Source organism: Pseudomonas sp. RIT-PI-q (assembly GCF_001297125.1).
Classification (GTDB): domain Bacteria; phylum Pseudomonadota; class Gammaproteobacteria; order Pseudomonadales; family Pseudomonadaceae; genus Aquipseudomonas.
The window spans coordinates 120,230-134,343 of sequence record NZ_LHPC01000029.1; the positions used below are offsets into that span (position 1 = coordinate 120,230).

Annotated in this window: 12 protein-coding genes; 3 read left to right on the top strand and 9 right to left on the bottom strand. The window is 60.0% G+C overall.

The window, feature by feature from the left end; genetic code table 11:
- The first annotated feature begins 1,088 nt into the window (after positions 1-1,088).
- Entirely contained in the window at positions 1,089-1,406 is a 318-nt protein-coding gene (locus AEQ67_RS16120; protein WP_059404828.1) for a DUF2388 domain-containing protein, read from the top strand.
- A gap of 52 nt (positions 1,407-1,458) precedes the next feature.
- On the opposite strand, the gene AEQ67_RS16125 is transcribed toward AEQ67_RS16120, so the two are convergent.
- On the bottom strand, positions 1,459-2,391 hold the full coding sequence (locus AEQ67_RS16125; protein WP_059404829.1) for a pyridoxal-phosphate dependent enzyme: 933 nt from the start codon (positions 2,389-2,391) through the stop codon (positions 1,459-1,461).
- Between the two features lie 194 nt (positions 2,392-2,585).
- The gene (locus AEQ67_RS16130; protein ID WP_059404830.1) at positions 2,586-3,377 is read right to left on the bottom strand and encodes an SDR family NAD(P)-dependent oxidoreductase; all 792 of its coding nucleotides are present in this window, start codon (positions 3,375-3,377) and stop codon (positions 2,586-2,588) included.
- A gap of 123 nt (positions 3,378-3,500) precedes the next feature.
- Here AEQ67_RS16130 and AEQ67_RS16135 point away from each other — a divergent pair, with 123 nt between their 5' ends.
- Together AEQ67_RS16135 and AEQ67_RS16140 are read left to right on the top strand one after the other, a co-directional pair.
- Positions 3,501-4,439, top strand: a complete 939-nt coding sequence (locus AEQ67_RS16135) for a GlxA family transcriptional regulator (RefSeq protein ID WP_059404831.1) — start codon at positions 3,501-3,503, stop codon at positions 4,437-4,439.
- 115 nt (positions 4,440-4,554) lie between these two features.
- Entirely contained in the window at positions 4,555-5,214 is a 660-nt protein-coding gene (locus AEQ67_RS16140; protein ID WP_059404832.1) for a methyltransferase family protein, read from the top strand.
- Between the two features lie 94 nt (positions 5,215-5,308).
- On the opposite strand, the gene AEQ67_RS16145 is transcribed toward AEQ67_RS16140, so the two are convergent.
- From AEQ67_RS16145 to AEQ67_RS16175, 7 genes are all read right to left on the bottom strand, one after another.
- Positions 5,309-5,977: an HAD-IA family hydrolase gene (locus tag AEQ67_RS16145; RefSeq protein WP_059404833.1), complete on the bottom strand. Its 669-nt coding sequence runs from the start codon at positions 5,975-5,977 to the stop codon at positions 5,309-5,311.
- Between the two features lie 144 nt (positions 5,978-6,121).
- Positions 6,122-6,529: a response regulator gene (locus tag AEQ67_RS16150; protein WP_059404834.1), complete on the bottom strand. Its 408-nt coding sequence runs from the start codon at positions 6,527-6,529 to the stop codon at positions 6,122-6,124.
- Between the two features lie 113 nt (positions 6,530-6,642).
- Complete coding sequence (locus AEQ67_RS16155) at positions 6,643-8,256, bottom strand: GMC family oxidoreductase (RefSeq protein ID WP_059404835.1); 1,614 nt, start codon at positions 8,254-8,256, stop codon at positions 6,643-6,645.
- A 157-nt stretch (positions 8,257-8,413) separates the two neighbouring features.
- The gene (locus AEQ67_RS16160; RefSeq protein WP_059404836.1) at positions 8,414-9,631 is read right to left on the bottom strand and encodes a mandelate racemase/muconate lactonizing enzyme family protein; all 1,218 of its coding nucleotides are present in this window, start codon (positions 9,629-9,631) and stop codon (positions 8,414-8,416) included.
- A 1-nt stretch (position 9,632) separates the two neighbouring features.
- Positions 9,633-10,952, bottom strand: coding sequence for an MFS transporter (locus AEQ67_RS16165; protein ID WP_059404837.1), 1,320 nt, complete (start codon positions 10,950-10,952; stop codon positions 9,633-9,635).
- 211 nt (positions 10,953-11,163) lie between these two features.
- Positions 11,164-12,588 (bottom strand): aldehyde dehydrogenase, encoded by a 1,425-nt coding sequence (gene aldA / locus AEQ67_RS16170; protein ID WP_059404838.1) that lies wholly within the window; start codon positions 12,586-12,588, stop codon positions 11,164-11,166.
- A gap of 248 nt (positions 12,589-12,836) precedes the next feature.
- Positions 12,837-13,769: a LysR substrate-binding domain-containing protein gene (locus tag AEQ67_RS16175; protein ID WP_059404839.1), complete on the bottom strand. Its 933-nt coding sequence runs from the start codon at positions 13,767-13,769 to the stop codon at positions 12,837-12,839.
- Positions 13,770-14,114: the final 345 nt, after the last annotated feature.

A 14,114-nucleotide genomic window follows, 5' to 3' on the forward strand; every position in this document is an offset into this window, starting at 1 on the left:
TCGCTGGCAAGCCAGCTCCTACAGTGAGTGGGTGTTAGTCGAGGTGATTATCTGCACAGCATCAACCTAAAAAACCCGACGGCCCACCGGCCTGGCGCCCCCCTGTAGGAGCTGGCTCGCCAGCGAAGGATGTTAACGATAACGCGTTTTAACAGGATAAAACGTGGCGCATGTAAGTCCTTCGCTGGCAAGCCAGCTCCTACAGTGAGTGGGTGTTAGTCGAGGTGATTATCTGCACAGCATCAACCTAAAAAACCCCCACGGCCCACCGGCCTGGCGTCCCTCTGTAGGAGCTGGCTTGCCAGCGAAGGACGTTAACGATGACGCGTTTTAACAGGATAAAACGTTGCGCATGTGAGTCCTTCGCTGGCAAGCCAGCGCCTACAGTGAGCGGGTGTTAGTCGAGGTAATTGTCTGCGCGGCAACAACCTAAAAAACCCGATGGCCCACCGGCCTGGCGCCCCCCTGTAGGAGCTGGCTTGCCAGCGAAGGACGTTAACGATGACGCGTTTTAACAGGAAAAAACGTTGCGCATGTAAGTCCTTCGCTGGCAAGCCAGCTCCTACATTGAGTGGGTGTTAGTCGAGGTGATTATCTGCGCGTCAACAACCTGAAAAACCCGACGGCCCACCGGCCTGGCGCACCCCTGTAGGAGCTGGCTCGCCAGCGAAGGACGTTAACGATGACGCGTTTTAACAGGATAAAACGTTGCGCATGTAAGTCCTTCGCTGGCAAGCCAGCTCCTACAGTGAGCGGGTGTTAGTCGAGGTGATTATCTGCACAGCATCAACCTGAAAAACCCGACGCCCCACCGGCCTGGCGCCCCTCTGTAGGAGCTGGCTTGCCAGCGAAGGACGTTAACGATGACGCGTTTTAACAGGATAAAACGTGGCGCATGTGAGTCCTTCGCTGGCAAGCCAGCTCCTACAGTGAGCGGGTGTTGGTCGAAGTGATTGTCTGCGCAGCGAGGGGGTGAATTTTGATGGCTTTGGACTGATGACCTATCAGCAGGGAACTCCTGAGGACCGCCATGCATCCTAAAAGATGAGGTACTTCCTTTTTGCTTCACGCTTTCAGAGGACACCGTCATGCGCCGTCTGATTATCATTTCTTCACTTTTGCTGTGTTTACCCTTCGGCTCTGCTTTGGCCAAGGTGGATGCGGGCGATGTCGCCACCTCCGCCGGGGTCTCCGCTTCGCTGTATTCGACGTTCAAGGACCACAAATTGATGATTCCTGCCCGGGATGATGCGTCCAGCTTCGTTGCCAGTGGCGGTGCGATTCGTGGGGTTTATCTTGAATCGGTGTTAAAGCAGATTCGTCAGGACAATCCCGGCCTCAACGCCAGCGACGAAGACTTGGCCAAAGCCATCCTCATCCAGGAAGGCGATGCTGCCGGCCAATGAATGCGGATGAAGTAGTGGTGGGGCTCGCGACAGCTGGATAGCGTTTCTGGCCCTACCTTGCTTCACTCCTGGCGGATAACCGCGCCCATCCCGCGACCAGTTGCGCACTGATGCTGACACCGCCGCACACCACAATCACTACGTCATGGGCGCCGGCAATCGCCGGATGGTCCAGATAGCCGATCGCTAACGAAACACCGCATGCCGGCTCGACCAACTGCCGCAAGTCGTTGGCATAACGCACCACCCCCATGATCGCCTCGTCATCGCTGAGCGCCACGCACTCATGCGGGAAATCGACAATGTGCTGAACCGGCCACGCGGCGACTTGAGTCGCACCGAGCGACCGGGCGACCGTGTCGATCCGGGGGAATATCACCGGATGCCCGGCACTGACAGCCGCAGCGAATGACGCCGAACCCTGGGTTTCACACGCAATGATCCGGCAATCCAGACGATGGTGGCGGATCAATCCGGTGAGAATCCCCGCCAGCAAACCTCCGCCCCCCACCGACATCACAATCGCATCGACCTGGGGACAATCCTCGAGGATTTCATCGACCATCGTGCTGTGCCCTTCCCACAACACCGGGTGATCGAAGGCCGGCACGTATTCGGTGTCCGCGCCCTGGGCGAGTTCTTTGGCCCGCAGATTGGCTTCGTCCCAGACCTTGCCATGGACGATCACCTCGGCACCGGTTTTGCTGATCCGTGCGCGGGTCGATTCCGGCGTGGTGTGCGGCACCACGATGCAGGCTTTCAACCCCAGCCGGGCGGCGGCCACGGCAGTGGCAAAACCGGCATTGCCGCCAGAAGGACAGATCACTTTGCGTTTGCCCTGCTCAGCCGCCTGGCTGCACAAAAGCCCGATCCCGCGCAGTTTGAATGAGCCGCTGGGTTGCAGGTTTTCCAGCTTGAGCCAGATCCGCCGGGTTGGGGTCGACAGGTCTGGATGCAGAATCAAGGGCGTTCTGATGTGCAGCATGCTCGTCTCCCTTTGGCGCGCCACCGACTCGTCGCCGGTGGTGAATGATCCTTATCCAAGCTTAGTTCACCCACACGCGATCCCTGTAGGAGCTGGCTTGCCAGCGAAAGCGATCTGCCAGTCGCATTGAGGGTGAATGTGCTGCCGTCTTCGCTGGCAAGCCAGCTCCTACAAGGGTATGCGTGGCTGTTGGATCAGCGATAGCGCGGGGCCGCCGTGGAGTTGCCGAACAACCCGGAAAGCGTCTGACGCTGGGCTTCGTAGGCGTCCCACTGAGTGCCATCGTGCAGGCCCGGAATGGTCACCACTTCGCCTTGCGCCAGGCCCGCCAGCGCGGCATCGACCATGTCCTCGGCGGACATCACGATCTCTTGCGGCAGGTTTTCCACCGGGTTGCCGGCCTCGCTCCAGAAGTCGGTGGCGGTGGCGCCGGGTAACACGGCCTGGATACGAATCCCTTTATCCGCCAACTCACGGTGCATGGATTGGCTCAGGCCGAGGACAAACGCCTTGGTCCCGCCATACACGCCGTTGAGGATTTCCGGCGCGATGGCAACGATCGAAGCAATGTTGATCAGCGTCCCGGTGCCACGGGCGACGAAACCGGGTGCCGCCGCATAAGCCAGGCGCATCAACGCGGTGACGTTGAGGGTGATCATGTCTTCCATGTCATCCACGGGGCTGCCGAGCAGCGGCATAACAGCGCCGACCCCGGCGTTGTTGACCAGCAAGGTGATGCTCGCATCACGGCGCAGAATGTCTTCGACGCGCAGCAGGTCGGACTTGTCTTTCAGATCGGCGGCGACCACCTCCACGGTGCGCCCGGTTTCGTTGCTCAGTCGGTTGGCCAGGGCGTTCAACTTGGCTTGGCTGCGGGCCACCAGAATCAGGTCGTAACCTTGCCGGGCGAGGCGATCGGCATACACCGCGCCGATGCCGGAAGAAGCGCCAGTAATCAGTGCAGTACCTTTGGACGAGAGGGCCATGTTCAATTTCCTTCACAGTGAGACGATAAGTTCGCCGGGTGTGAACCGTTATAAATTGACTTACCCTCGTCGCAAATGACGTTTAAAGTACGTTTTTCGGACACGACCTGTGAGGACCTGGCAATGACTTCCGTGGCGTTTGTGGTTTTCGAGGGTTTCCAGTCCATGGCGCTGGCGGCCATGCCGGTGTTCGAGTACGCCAACTTCAGCGCGGGCGAAACGCTGTATGACGTCTGCGTGCTGTCCGAGGACGGCCGCACCTACCGCGCTTCTGGCGGTTTGAGTGTCGGCACCGAGGCGTTTGATGAGCGGGTGTTCGACACGGTGATCGTGGTCGGCGGCGATGCCATCCTCCAGCAGGCGCCTGAAGGTGTGCTGAGTTACCTGCGCGACAGCGTTAAAACCGCTCGGCGCACCGCATCGATCTGCTCCGGGGCCTTTGTTCTGGCCCAGGCCGGCTTGCTCGACGGACGCCGGGCGACGACGCATTGGGCTTACGCGCGGGACCTGCAAGCACGGTTTCCGTCGATCAAGGTCGAGGAAGACCGCATCTATGTGATCGACGGTTCGATCTGGACCTCCGCCGGAATGACCGCTGGCATCGACCTGGCGCTGGCCATGGTCGAGAAGGACCATGGTGCCGAACTGGCCCGCTCCGTGGCGCAGAAGCTGGTGATGTACCACCGCCGCGCGGGCGGTCAGTCGCAGCACTCGGCGCTGCTGGAACTGGAACCGAAATCCGACCGCATTCAGACCGTTCTGGGTTATGCCCGGGAACACCTCACCGAGACCTTGTCGGTGGAGCAACTGGCGGACGTCGCGCGCCTCAGCCCTCGGCAGTTCAGCCGGGCCTTTCGCGCCGAAACCGGCCAGTCGCCGGCCAAGGCCATCGAGAACCTGCGCCTGGAATCGGCACGGCAGATGCTGGAGCGCGGACGCCTGACCCTTGATCAGATAGCCGGAGCGTCAGGTTTCAGCGACTGCCGCCGCATGCGCGAAGCCTTCCTGCGCGCGTTCGGCCAACCACCGCAAGTCATCCGCCGCAACGCCAGAACCCTGTAGGAGCTGGCTTGCCAGCGAAAGCGATCTGCCAGTGACATTGATGGTGAATGTGCTGCCGTCTTCGCTGGCAAGCCAGCTCCTACAATGAGGGGTGTAGTCACTTGTGGAGGTGCAGATGAAAATCTCGGCCAAACTGGCGTTTTTTGCCGTCATCGGCACGCTCGCCTATCTCGGTCTGGCGGTGTGGGGGATGGGCGGCTTTGCCGCTTTTTTCTCCCATGCACCGCTGGTGGTCATTGTGCTGGCCACTCTGGTGATGACCGTCGCGTCGCTGTTCACCGAGGTCAATCTGAGTTCCGGGGAGCGCGAAGACCGGGCCAATCGCTGGGTGCTCCCGGCCTTCGGGGTGATCGGATTGTTGAGTGGTTATCTGCCGGCTTACACCGACCGGATCGACTTCTGGACCTTCGGTGAAGAAGGCGTGCGCTGGCTCGGGGCGTTGTTGTTCATCGTCGGCGGCGCGCTGCGGATCTGGCCGGTGTTTGTACTGGGCAAGCGTTTCAGCGGTCTGGTGGCGATTCAGCCGGGGCACAGCCTGGTCACCGACGGGATTTATCGCAGCCTGCGCAACCCCAGTTATCTGGGGCTGGTGGTCAACGCCGTGGGTTGGGCGCTGGCCTTTCGTTCCGGTGTTGGCCTGTTGCTGGCCGCGCTGACGCTGATCCCGCTGATCGCGCGCATTCATTCGGAAGAAGCGCTGCTGAGGGCGCAGTTTGGCAGTGAATACGAGGCCTATTGCGCCCGGAGCTGGCGGTTGATTCCTGGGGTTTACTAGCCCATTCACCTATCCCCCTGCTCGCGAAGGGGCCGTCACATCCAACATTGTTGTTGACTGAGCCACCGCTTTCGCAAGCAAGCTAGCTCCTACATTAGATTTTCTGTAGGCGGATTAGGCCGTCGGCGTCTGTGCGGGCCTCGACCGAGTCGTAGCTGGCTAATGTGGCATGCGAGGTTTCGATCGGATGATCGTGAGTTGCTGTCACTACGATGAGGTCCGCACCCGCCGCTTCGGCCGCGAGAATCCCCACGGTGGCGTCTTCGAAAATCAGGCACTCCGTCACGTCGACACCCAACCGCTTGGCAGCCAGTCGATAGCCCGCAGGATCAGGCTTGCCAGCGCTGACGTCCTCGGCTGTGACCATCACCGCCGGCTCAGGAATCCCCGCTGCCGCCATCCGGCGCAACGCCAGGGCCTTGGGCGCTGAGGTGACAATGGCCCATTGCTGGGCGGGGAGCGACTTCAGGAAGTTCGCCGCACCCGGCACCTCGACAATGCCTTCGACATCCTCGATTTCCGCTTCGGTGATAAACGCCGCTTCAGCCTCGGCATCCACCCCGGGCAGCGCCAGGCGATTGATGGTATCGATGGCGCGAGCGCCATGGATGGTGGGCAGGAAGGACTCGACATCGACCCCATGGCGCAAGGCCCAGGCGGCCCAGATCCGCTCGGCGGCGGCAATGGAGTTGAGGACGGTGCCGTCCATATCGAACAGGAAAGCTCGGTACGGGGTATTGAAGACGGATTCGTAAACAGACAAAAGGTCGCTTCCTTTCTCAAAGGTCTGCCAGCGAATGTACACGATCCCTGTAGGAGCTGCCGAAGGCTCGGGCCGCGTTCGGACGATCTTTTGATCTTCGCTTCTAAAAAATCAAAATCAAAAGATCGCAGCCTCCGGCAGCTCCTACAAAGTGCGGCGTGACTTCAGCGCACCTTCCACACAATCAAGCAATTGCCCCAGCGCCCACGGTTTCTTGATGAACGAAACCGCATGCCTGACCCCTGAGCTTTCCGGCGTCTCGAACCCGGACATGATCATGATCGGCTTGTCCGGCCAGCGGTCGCCGAACAGATTGGCCAGGTCCGCGCCGTTGAGTTTTCCCGGCATGGTGATGTCCGTCAGCAACAACCCGACTTTTTGCGAATGCTGTTCCAGATACGCCGACGCGGCGTCCGCGCTGACATGCGGCTCAACCACAAAGCCTTCTTCCTGAAGAATTTCACAGAGAAATTCGAGGATCAGCGGATCGTCCTCCACCACAAGAATCAACCCGCCAGGAAGGTTATCCCCCGCCGCCGATACTGGACTCATGACTTTGCCGCTCCCTGATTGTAAAAATGATTTCGCGGGCGTAAATCCGCTGCCTATCTGGTATGAGCAGCGGACTCGACGGAAATTCATTTTTGATACAGGCAGCGATGAAATCAGGCGTCCTGCAGGATCAGGTCGGCCCCCTTCTCCGCGACCATCAGCACCGCAGCATGGGTATTACCGGAGGTCACGTTGGGGAAAATCGACGCATCGACGATGCGCAAACCACCCAGGCCATGGACTTTCAAACGCTTGTCCACCACCGACTTTCGCTCGTCCGCGCCCATGGCGCAGGAACCGCACAGGTGGTAGATCGAACCGCTGTTTTCACGGAAATACTGCAGCATCTGCTCGTCCGTCTCGACGACCGGACCTGGCAATACTTCCTCGACGGTGATGTTTTTCAGCGCAGGCGCCTGCATGATTTTGCGCATCAGGCGGCTGCCCTGGATGACCTCGTCGATGTCCTTTTGCGTGCTCAGGTAATTGGGGTCGATCAGCGCGGCGTCCCGCGGATTTTTCGAGGCGATCTCGATGTGCCCGCGACTGGTCGGACGGCACGGATTGAAGCACAACAGGAAACCTGAATACGGTTCGGGCTTGAGGCTGGCCTTGTTGTTTTTCGGGATCTGGTACGACAGCGGGTTGAAGTACAACTGCAGGTTCGGATTGGCTTGCTGCTCGGTGCCACGGAAGAAACCGCCGGCCTGGTTGACGCTCATCGCCAGTGCGCCCTTGCGGGTGAACAGGTATTTAAGACCGAGTTTGAACTGGCCGAACAGCGAACTCAGCTGATCGTTGAGCGTCTCGATGTTGGCCTTGTAGTAATAGCTGGCGCACAAATGGTCTTGCAGGTTCTGCCCCACCGCCGGCAGGTGTTTGACCAGCGGGATGTTGTGTTTGGCCAGCAGCGCCTTATCGGCCACACCGGACAATTGCAGAATCTTCGGCGTGTCCACGGCTCCGGCGCAGAGGATCACTTCCTTGTTTGCGGTAAAGGTTCGAACCACGCCGTGTTGGGTGACTGAAATCCCGGTCGCACGTTGCTGTTGATCATCAAACAACACCCGATCCACCAGGGCGTAATGTTCGACCGTCAGGTTCGGCCGGCTCAATGCCGGGTGCAGGTGCGCAAAACTGCTGGAGCAGCGTTGGCCGTTGCGGGTGTTGACGTCGTAGATGCCAGAGCCTTCGAATTTCGGGCCGTTGAAGTCGTCGCTGTGCGGGTAGCCGAGTTCGTCGCAGCCCTTGAGGAACACGTCGCAGATCGGATGGGTCTGGCCCTTCATCGGGGTGATGCTGATCGGGCCGCTGCCGCCGTGGTATTCGCTGTCCCCGAGCGGGTGGTTTTCCAGTTTGCGGAAGTACGGCAGCACTTCCTTGAAACCCCAGCCGTCGTTGCCGTTGGCTGCCCAGTCGTCGAAGTCATGGGCCTGGCCACGGACGTAGATCATCGCGTTGATCGACCCCGAACCGCCTTGCACCTTGCCGCGCGGGGCATAGATTTCACGGTTGTTCAGCTGCTTTTGCGGCTGGCTGTAGTACATCCAGTTGAAGGTCGGGTTGTAATACATTTTGGCGAAGCCGACCGGAATCCTGAACCACAGGGAACTGTCCTTGCCGCCCGCCTCCAACAGCAATACCGAGTATTTCCCGGACGCCGAGAGCCGATTGGCCAGGATGCAACCTGCGGCGCCAGCGCCAGCGATGATGTAGTCGTAAGTCATGCACGGTTACCGCGTAAGTCGTTATTCATAAAACCCGCGCCGTCCCCTGTAGGAGCGAAGCTTGCTCGCGAAGGCGTCGTGTCAGTCAACATTGAAATTGACTGACCCACCGCTTTCGCGGGCAAGCCTCGCTCCTACAGGGATTGCGCCATTTTCGTCAGCCCCTGGCTGGCGATGTGTCTTTGACGTCAGCCGGGGTTGCCGCCATTTGCAGGTGCAGGCGTTCGCCGGTGTACGGCGAATGCTTGCGCACTACGTCCATGTTCAGCTCCACGCCCAGGCCCGGCTCGGTGGACGGAATGATGTAGCCGTCCTCCCATTGCAGCGGCTTGGTCAGCACTTCGGCGTGGAAACCGCCCCAGGTCATGATGCTTTCCTGGATCAGGAAATTCGGCGTACACGTGGCCAACTGGAAACTCGCCGCCGCGCCAATCGGCCCGTTGTACAAGTGCGGCGCGATTTGCGCGTAATACGCTTCGGCCATGCTGGCGATCTTCTTCGCCTCCAGCAGACCGCCACAGCGCGCGACGTTCATCTGCAGGATCGACGCCCCGCCCGCCTGCAACAGCTTGAAGAATTCATACTTGGTGGTCAGCCGCTCGCCGGTGGCAATGGGAATCGAGGTCTTGGCCGCGACCTGTGCCATGGCGTCTTCCTGACCCGGCGGCACCGGCTCTTCAAACCACAGCGGATCGTATTTCTCCAGGCGCTTGGCCAGGCGGATCGCCGACGACGGCACCATTTGCCCGTGGGTGCCAAATAGCAAGTCGCACTTGTCGCCCACCGCTTCGCGGATCTTGCGGCAGAAGGTTTCGCAGCGCTCCAGCACTTCCAGCGAAATCTGGTGCCCGGAGTACGCGGTGTACGGGCCGGCCGGGTCGAATTTCACGGCGGTGAAGCCTTTGTTCATGTTCTCGATGGCGCACTCGGCGGCCAGGTCCGGGTCGTCGTAGTCGTACTCGCCTTTGCTGTTGACCGGGTACAGGTAGGTGTAGGAACGCAGGCGTTCGTTGACCTTGCCGCCCAGCAACTCGTACACCGGTTTGTTCGCCGCTTTGCCGATGATGTCCCAGCAAGCCATTTCCAGGCCGCTGACCACGCCCATCATGGTCAGGTCCGGACGCTGGGTGAAACCGCTCGAATAGGCCTGGCGGAAGAAACGCTCGATGTGGTGCGGGTCGTGGTTGAGCAGGTAGCGTTCGAACACGTCTTCAATGATCGGCAGCATGGCTTTGGGGCCGAAGGTCGCAGCGTAGATTTCGCCTACGCCTTCGATGCCGCAATCAGTCTTGATCTTGACGAACAACCAGTACATGCCGCCGATGTGCGGTGGCGGTACGGCAACGATATGGGTTTCAAGGGCGACGATTTTCATCTCAGGCACCTGTTTTGTTCAAAGATTGACGATTGATACGTGCGCGCAAGGTCAGGGCCGCGAGGGTCCCGAGCAGGCCGACGAAGGCGATGTAGCCGAAATACAGCTTGTAACCAAAGGCACCGGGAAAATGTTCGGTGAGGTAGCCGTTGATCAAGGGAATAAAAGCATCCGGCAGGTAACCGACCACCGACACAATGCCGATCGCCAGCCCGGTGATGCGCAGGGGAATGTTGCAGGTGTCGAGGATCGCCCAGTACAAGCCCCGAATGGCGTAAGTCATCAGGCCGATGAAAATCACCGTGCCGATCAGCAGGCCGATGCTATTGAGTGCCGGGAACACGATAAGCCCGACCATCGCCAGCGACGCCAGCAACAGCGCGACGATCAGCACCGAGATGTTCGAGAACTTGTCACCCAGCCAGCCGCCGCCGATGCCGCCGATGGGGCGCATCCACAACTTGATGGTGGTGATGGTGCCGGCCATGACCGCCGTCATGCCGCCGCCCTGCAGGTAATCGGAGAAACTGTAAGTGGCCCAGAAGATGTGATAACCGCAGAAGACGATGGCGGTCACCAGCCACAGTTCGGGGATTTTCACCAACGTCGCCAGGTCGTTGAGCAGGTTGTACTTGCCCTTCTCCACCGCTGCCGTGTCTTCCATGGACTTCGGGTCCTTGATCAACACCAGCACACAGCCGATGGCGATACAGGTAAACGCGTACAGGTAAACCACGTGTTTGAAACCTTCGGCCGCCGACTCGCCACGGGTTTCAGTGGCGAAAGCGAACAGGCCCAGGGCCACGGTTGCCAGCAAGGCTTCGACCAAGCCACGACCACCGTCGAGAATGCCGAAGAAGCGGCCCTGCTCGGTGTGGTGAGCGATCATTTTCACGCGCTTGAGCACCGAGGCCCAGAACGTCAAGCCGGTGGTCAGGCCCCAGCAACCGAAGATGATCATCAGGCCGGTCATCGATGGCGCGGTGGAGTACCAAAGGCCCAAGGCACCGGTGGCGACCAGCGAAAAGAAGATCAGGAAACGCGGGGCGATGCGGTCAGCCAGCCAGCCACTCGGCAGGTAGCTGAGGAGGAAAATCGTACCAAGCATCGAGTACAGATAACCCAGCTCGCTGTGGTTGATCTGGAACACGTCGAGCATGGTGGTCTGGTAGACCTGCCGCAGGTAGAGGATCGGGTAAATCGCACCGGCGGCCAGCACCAGCAGCATCAACTGGATGTAGCGACTTCCCTTGTCACTGTGGCTTTTTGAACCCGCGTTCGAACCCTGAACAGCGGCAACAGTGGTTGCAGGCTTGGACATCAATGTGACCTCGGGCAGCCCGGTGGTCCGGGCGCCCCAAATAATTGTTTTTATGGGTGTGGCGTGAAGCTAGTGCCGATCACTTAACGTGAAGAACCGCGTTGTGTAGGTGCCAGGCTTGCCGGCGAAGGCGTTTTCAAGGCCGCCTTCGCCGGCAAGCCTGGCTCCTACACATCCGGTTCTCCCTAAACTGATCGGTGTTGCGGGCGGATCAGTACTTCATGACCACCAGCCGCGTCTGGGTGAATTCGAGCATGCCGTGCTTGCCGTCATCGCCGCCCAGGCCCGAACGTTTCCAGCCGGCGTGGAAGCCCTGGTACGGGTCGGCCGGAGTGCGGTTGACGTACAACTCGCCAGCCTCGATGGCGTTGGCGACTTTCATCGTGGTGCGGTAGTTCTCGGTGTACAGCACCGACGACAGGCCGAACTGATGATCGTTGGCCATGGCCAGTGCTTCGTCGATGTCGCGGTACTTGAGCACCGGCAGCACCGGGCCGAAGATTTCTTCCTGGATGATTTCCATGTCCTGGCGGCAGCCGCTGAGCAGGGTCGGCGGGTAGAAATGACCGTTGCCTTGCGGGATAAAACCGCCTGTTTCCAGTACAGCACCGTCGGCGATGGCGCGCTCGACCATGGCGTGGATGTTCTGTTGCGAACTGGCGTTGACCAACGGGCCCATCAGGCTGGCGTCGGTGGCGCGGTCGCCGAACTTCACCGCGCTGATCTTGGCTTTGAGCAGCGCGAGGAATTGGTCGTAGACGCCTTCCTGCACGTAGACCCGCTCCACTGCCGTGCATAACTGGCCGCAGTGGGTGGTCTTGGAGGCCACGATCGCGCTGGCGGCGGCTTCAAGATCGGCGTCGGCTTCGATGATCGCCGGGGTTTTACCGCCCAGTTCCAGGGAAGGCTTGGCGATGTTGGCCTTGCAGTAATCAAGCACGATGCGCCCGGCGTTGACGCTGCCGGTCAAGGTGATCAAACCGACGGCCTTGTGCGTGCAAACGGCGGCGGCGGTGGCGTGGTCCATGGTCAGGATGTTGACCACACCGGCCGGCAAGCCGGATTGCCGGACGGCCTTGGCGATTTCGAAGGCCGAGGTCGGCGTGTTGTTGCTCGGACGCACCACCACCGTGTTGCCGGCAATCAACGCCGGGGCGATTTTGCGCAGCAAGGTGTAAACCGGGTAGTTGAACGGAATCAGGCACGCCACCACGCCAATCGCTTCGCGGTGCAGGAACAGGTTTTCGTCCGGGGTGTCGCTGGGAATGATCTCGCCTTCGATACGGCGCGCCCACTCGGCGTGGTAGCGGGTGATCTGCGCGGCGTAACGGGCTTCGTTGCTGGCGTCGCTGACACTTTTGCCGGACTCCGCAGCCAGGGCCTCACCGATGTTTTTGGCGCAGGCCTCAAGGGCATCGGCAAACGAGCGCAGGTGTTCGGCGCGTTCGATGCTGGTGAGTTTGCCCCAGGTTTTCTGGGCGGCGGCGGCAGCGTCTACGGCAGCGGTGGCTTCAGCGCTGCTGGCCGCCGAAACGTGGCCAACCAGGGCTTCAGTCGCCGGGTTGTAGACTGCGATCAGCGCGTCGCTGGCAGGCTCAATGAAGTGACCGTTAACAAAATTTCGCTCGAGTCGCATGTGAATCGCCCATCGTTGTTTTTATCCAGTTCGAGCAGTCTTGGCATCCTGAGCGGGTTGAACAAACGATTTATTGCGCGGCTAAACATTCGAAAAATGCACATTACCCCAAACAACAATTTCCCCTGTAGGAGCGAGCGATGCGGCGACCCGACTTGCCCGCGAAGGCGGTGTATCAGTCGACTTCAATGTTGATTGATACACCGCCTTCGCGGGCAAGCCTCGCTCCTACAGGGTTTGTGTGGGGATTAGACGGCGGCGGTGGAGGGTTCTAGCTGCCGTTGCGCCAACCAGATTTCCTCCTGCAACCACTGGCTGAACACCTGCAATTGCGGCATCTGCGTCTGTTCCGGCCGGGTCACCAGCCAATACGATTGATGTCCTTCCACATGCACGTTCAGCACTTGGGTCAGCTGCCCGCTGGCCAGTTCCGAGGCGACCATGTGCCAGTCGGCAATGGTGATCCCCAAGCCGTCGATGGCCGCGCGGATGGCCAGGTCCAGCAGGTCGAATTCATAACCCCCCTGGGTGTCGACACCGGTGATGCGTGCGGCGTCCAGCCAGTGTTTCCAGGTCAGGTAGCGCTGGTCCTCCCGGGCCAATACATGCAGCAGCGTCAGGCGATTGAGGTCGATGCCCCGCTCGCTCCACTCCCGCGCATACAAGGACGGCGCGCACACGGCGATGTGCCGTTCCTGGATCAGCAGCGAGCTGTCCAGACCATCCCATTCGCCGTCGCCAAAACGGATCGCGCAGTCCAGCGTACTGGTTTCCGCCAGGCTGTCCTGTAGACGCGTGGTGATGCTCAGTTCCAGCTCCGGATGCTTCTCCCGCAGGCGCCCCAGACGCGGCATCAACCAGCGATTGGTGAAGGTCGGCGGCGCATTGATGTGCAGCCGATTGGAATGGGTTTTCTGCTGGATGCTGCGCACCGTCAGCTCGATCTTGTCGAAGGACTGATGCAGCGCGCGCAGCAGAATTCGCCCGGCGCTGGTCAGTTCGAGATGGTGATGACGCCGTTCCAGGAGGTTCTCGCCCAGCTGTTCTTCGAGCTGACGCACCTGCCGGCTGACCGCACTCTGAGTCACATTGAGCAGCTCGGCGGCCCGGGTAAAGCTGCCAGTGCTGCCGGCCACTTCGAAGGCCTTGAGCGCATTGAGCGCGGGCATTTTGCGTTTCATTAAGCTCACTCGTGGGAGGCTGGCGAGGTGTAAAGCATCCCATGCCTTGTGGGAAATTTCCTGAGTAACATGCATTTATGTGTTGTGTAGGACGATTCCGGCTTCACGCCGGGTTGCTTTATGTGGGAGCGGGCTTGCTCGCGAAGGCGCCGTGTCAGGCAACATTTTTGTCGAATGTCCCACCGCCATCGCGAGCAAGCTCGCTCCTACAGGGGGCTATCTGACCGTCTAGTTCAAGCACCCGCGATCCACTCGCTCAGTAACATGCATTTATCGAACGTTTGCGCGTTGAATTTATCGTTTGTCGATCTTTGCGCCGATGACAAAACTGCGGCCATCTCAAAT

Bases quoted from the DNA above. Each gene is read 5' to 3' on its own strand.
- AEQ67_RS16165 (WP_059404837.1), bottom strand. From the start codon at position 10,952: ATGTCCAAGCCTGCAACCACTGTTGCCGCTGTTCAGGGTTCGAACGCG.
- AEQ67_RS16150 (WP_059404834.1), bottom strand. From the start codon at position 6,529: ATGAGTCCAGTATCGGCGGCGGGGGATAACCTTCCTGGCGGGTTGATT.
- AEQ67_RS16155 (WP_059404835.1), bottom strand. From the start codon at position 8,256: ATGACTTACGACTACATCATCGCTGGCGCTGGCGCCGCAGGTTGCATC.
- AEQ67_RS16175 (WP_059404839.1), bottom strand. From the start codon at position 13,769: ATGAAACGCAAAATGCCCGCGCTCAATGCGCTCAAGGCCTTCGAAGTG.
- AEQ67_RS16140 (WP_059404832.1), top strand. From the start codon at position 4,555: ATGAAAATCTCGGCCAAACTGGCGTTTTTTGCCGTCATCGGCACGCTC.
- AEQ67_RS16135 (WP_059404831.1), top strand. From the start codon at position 3,501: ATGACTTCCGTGGCGTTTGTGGTTTTCGAGGGTTTCCAGTCCATGGCG.
- AEQ67_RS16160 (WP_059404836.1), bottom strand. From the start codon at position 9,631: ATGAAAATCGTCGCCCTTGAAACCCATATCGTTGCCGTACCGCCACCG.
- AEQ67_RS16125 (WP_059404829.1), bottom strand. From the start codon at position 2,391: ATGCTGCACATCAGAACGCCCTTGATTCTGCATCCAGACCTGTCGACC.
- AEQ67_RS16120 (WP_059404828.1), top strand. From the start codon at position 1,089: ATGCGCCGTCTGATTATCATTTCTTCACTTTTGCTGTGTTTACCCTTC.
- AEQ67_RS16130 (WP_059404830.1), bottom strand. From the start codon at position 3,377: ATGGCCCTCTCGTCCAAAGGTACTGCACTGATTACTGGCGCTTCTTCC.
- aldA (WP_059404838.1), bottom strand. From the start codon at position 12,588: ATGCGACTCGAGCGAAATTTTGTTAACGGTCACTTCATTGAGCCTGCC.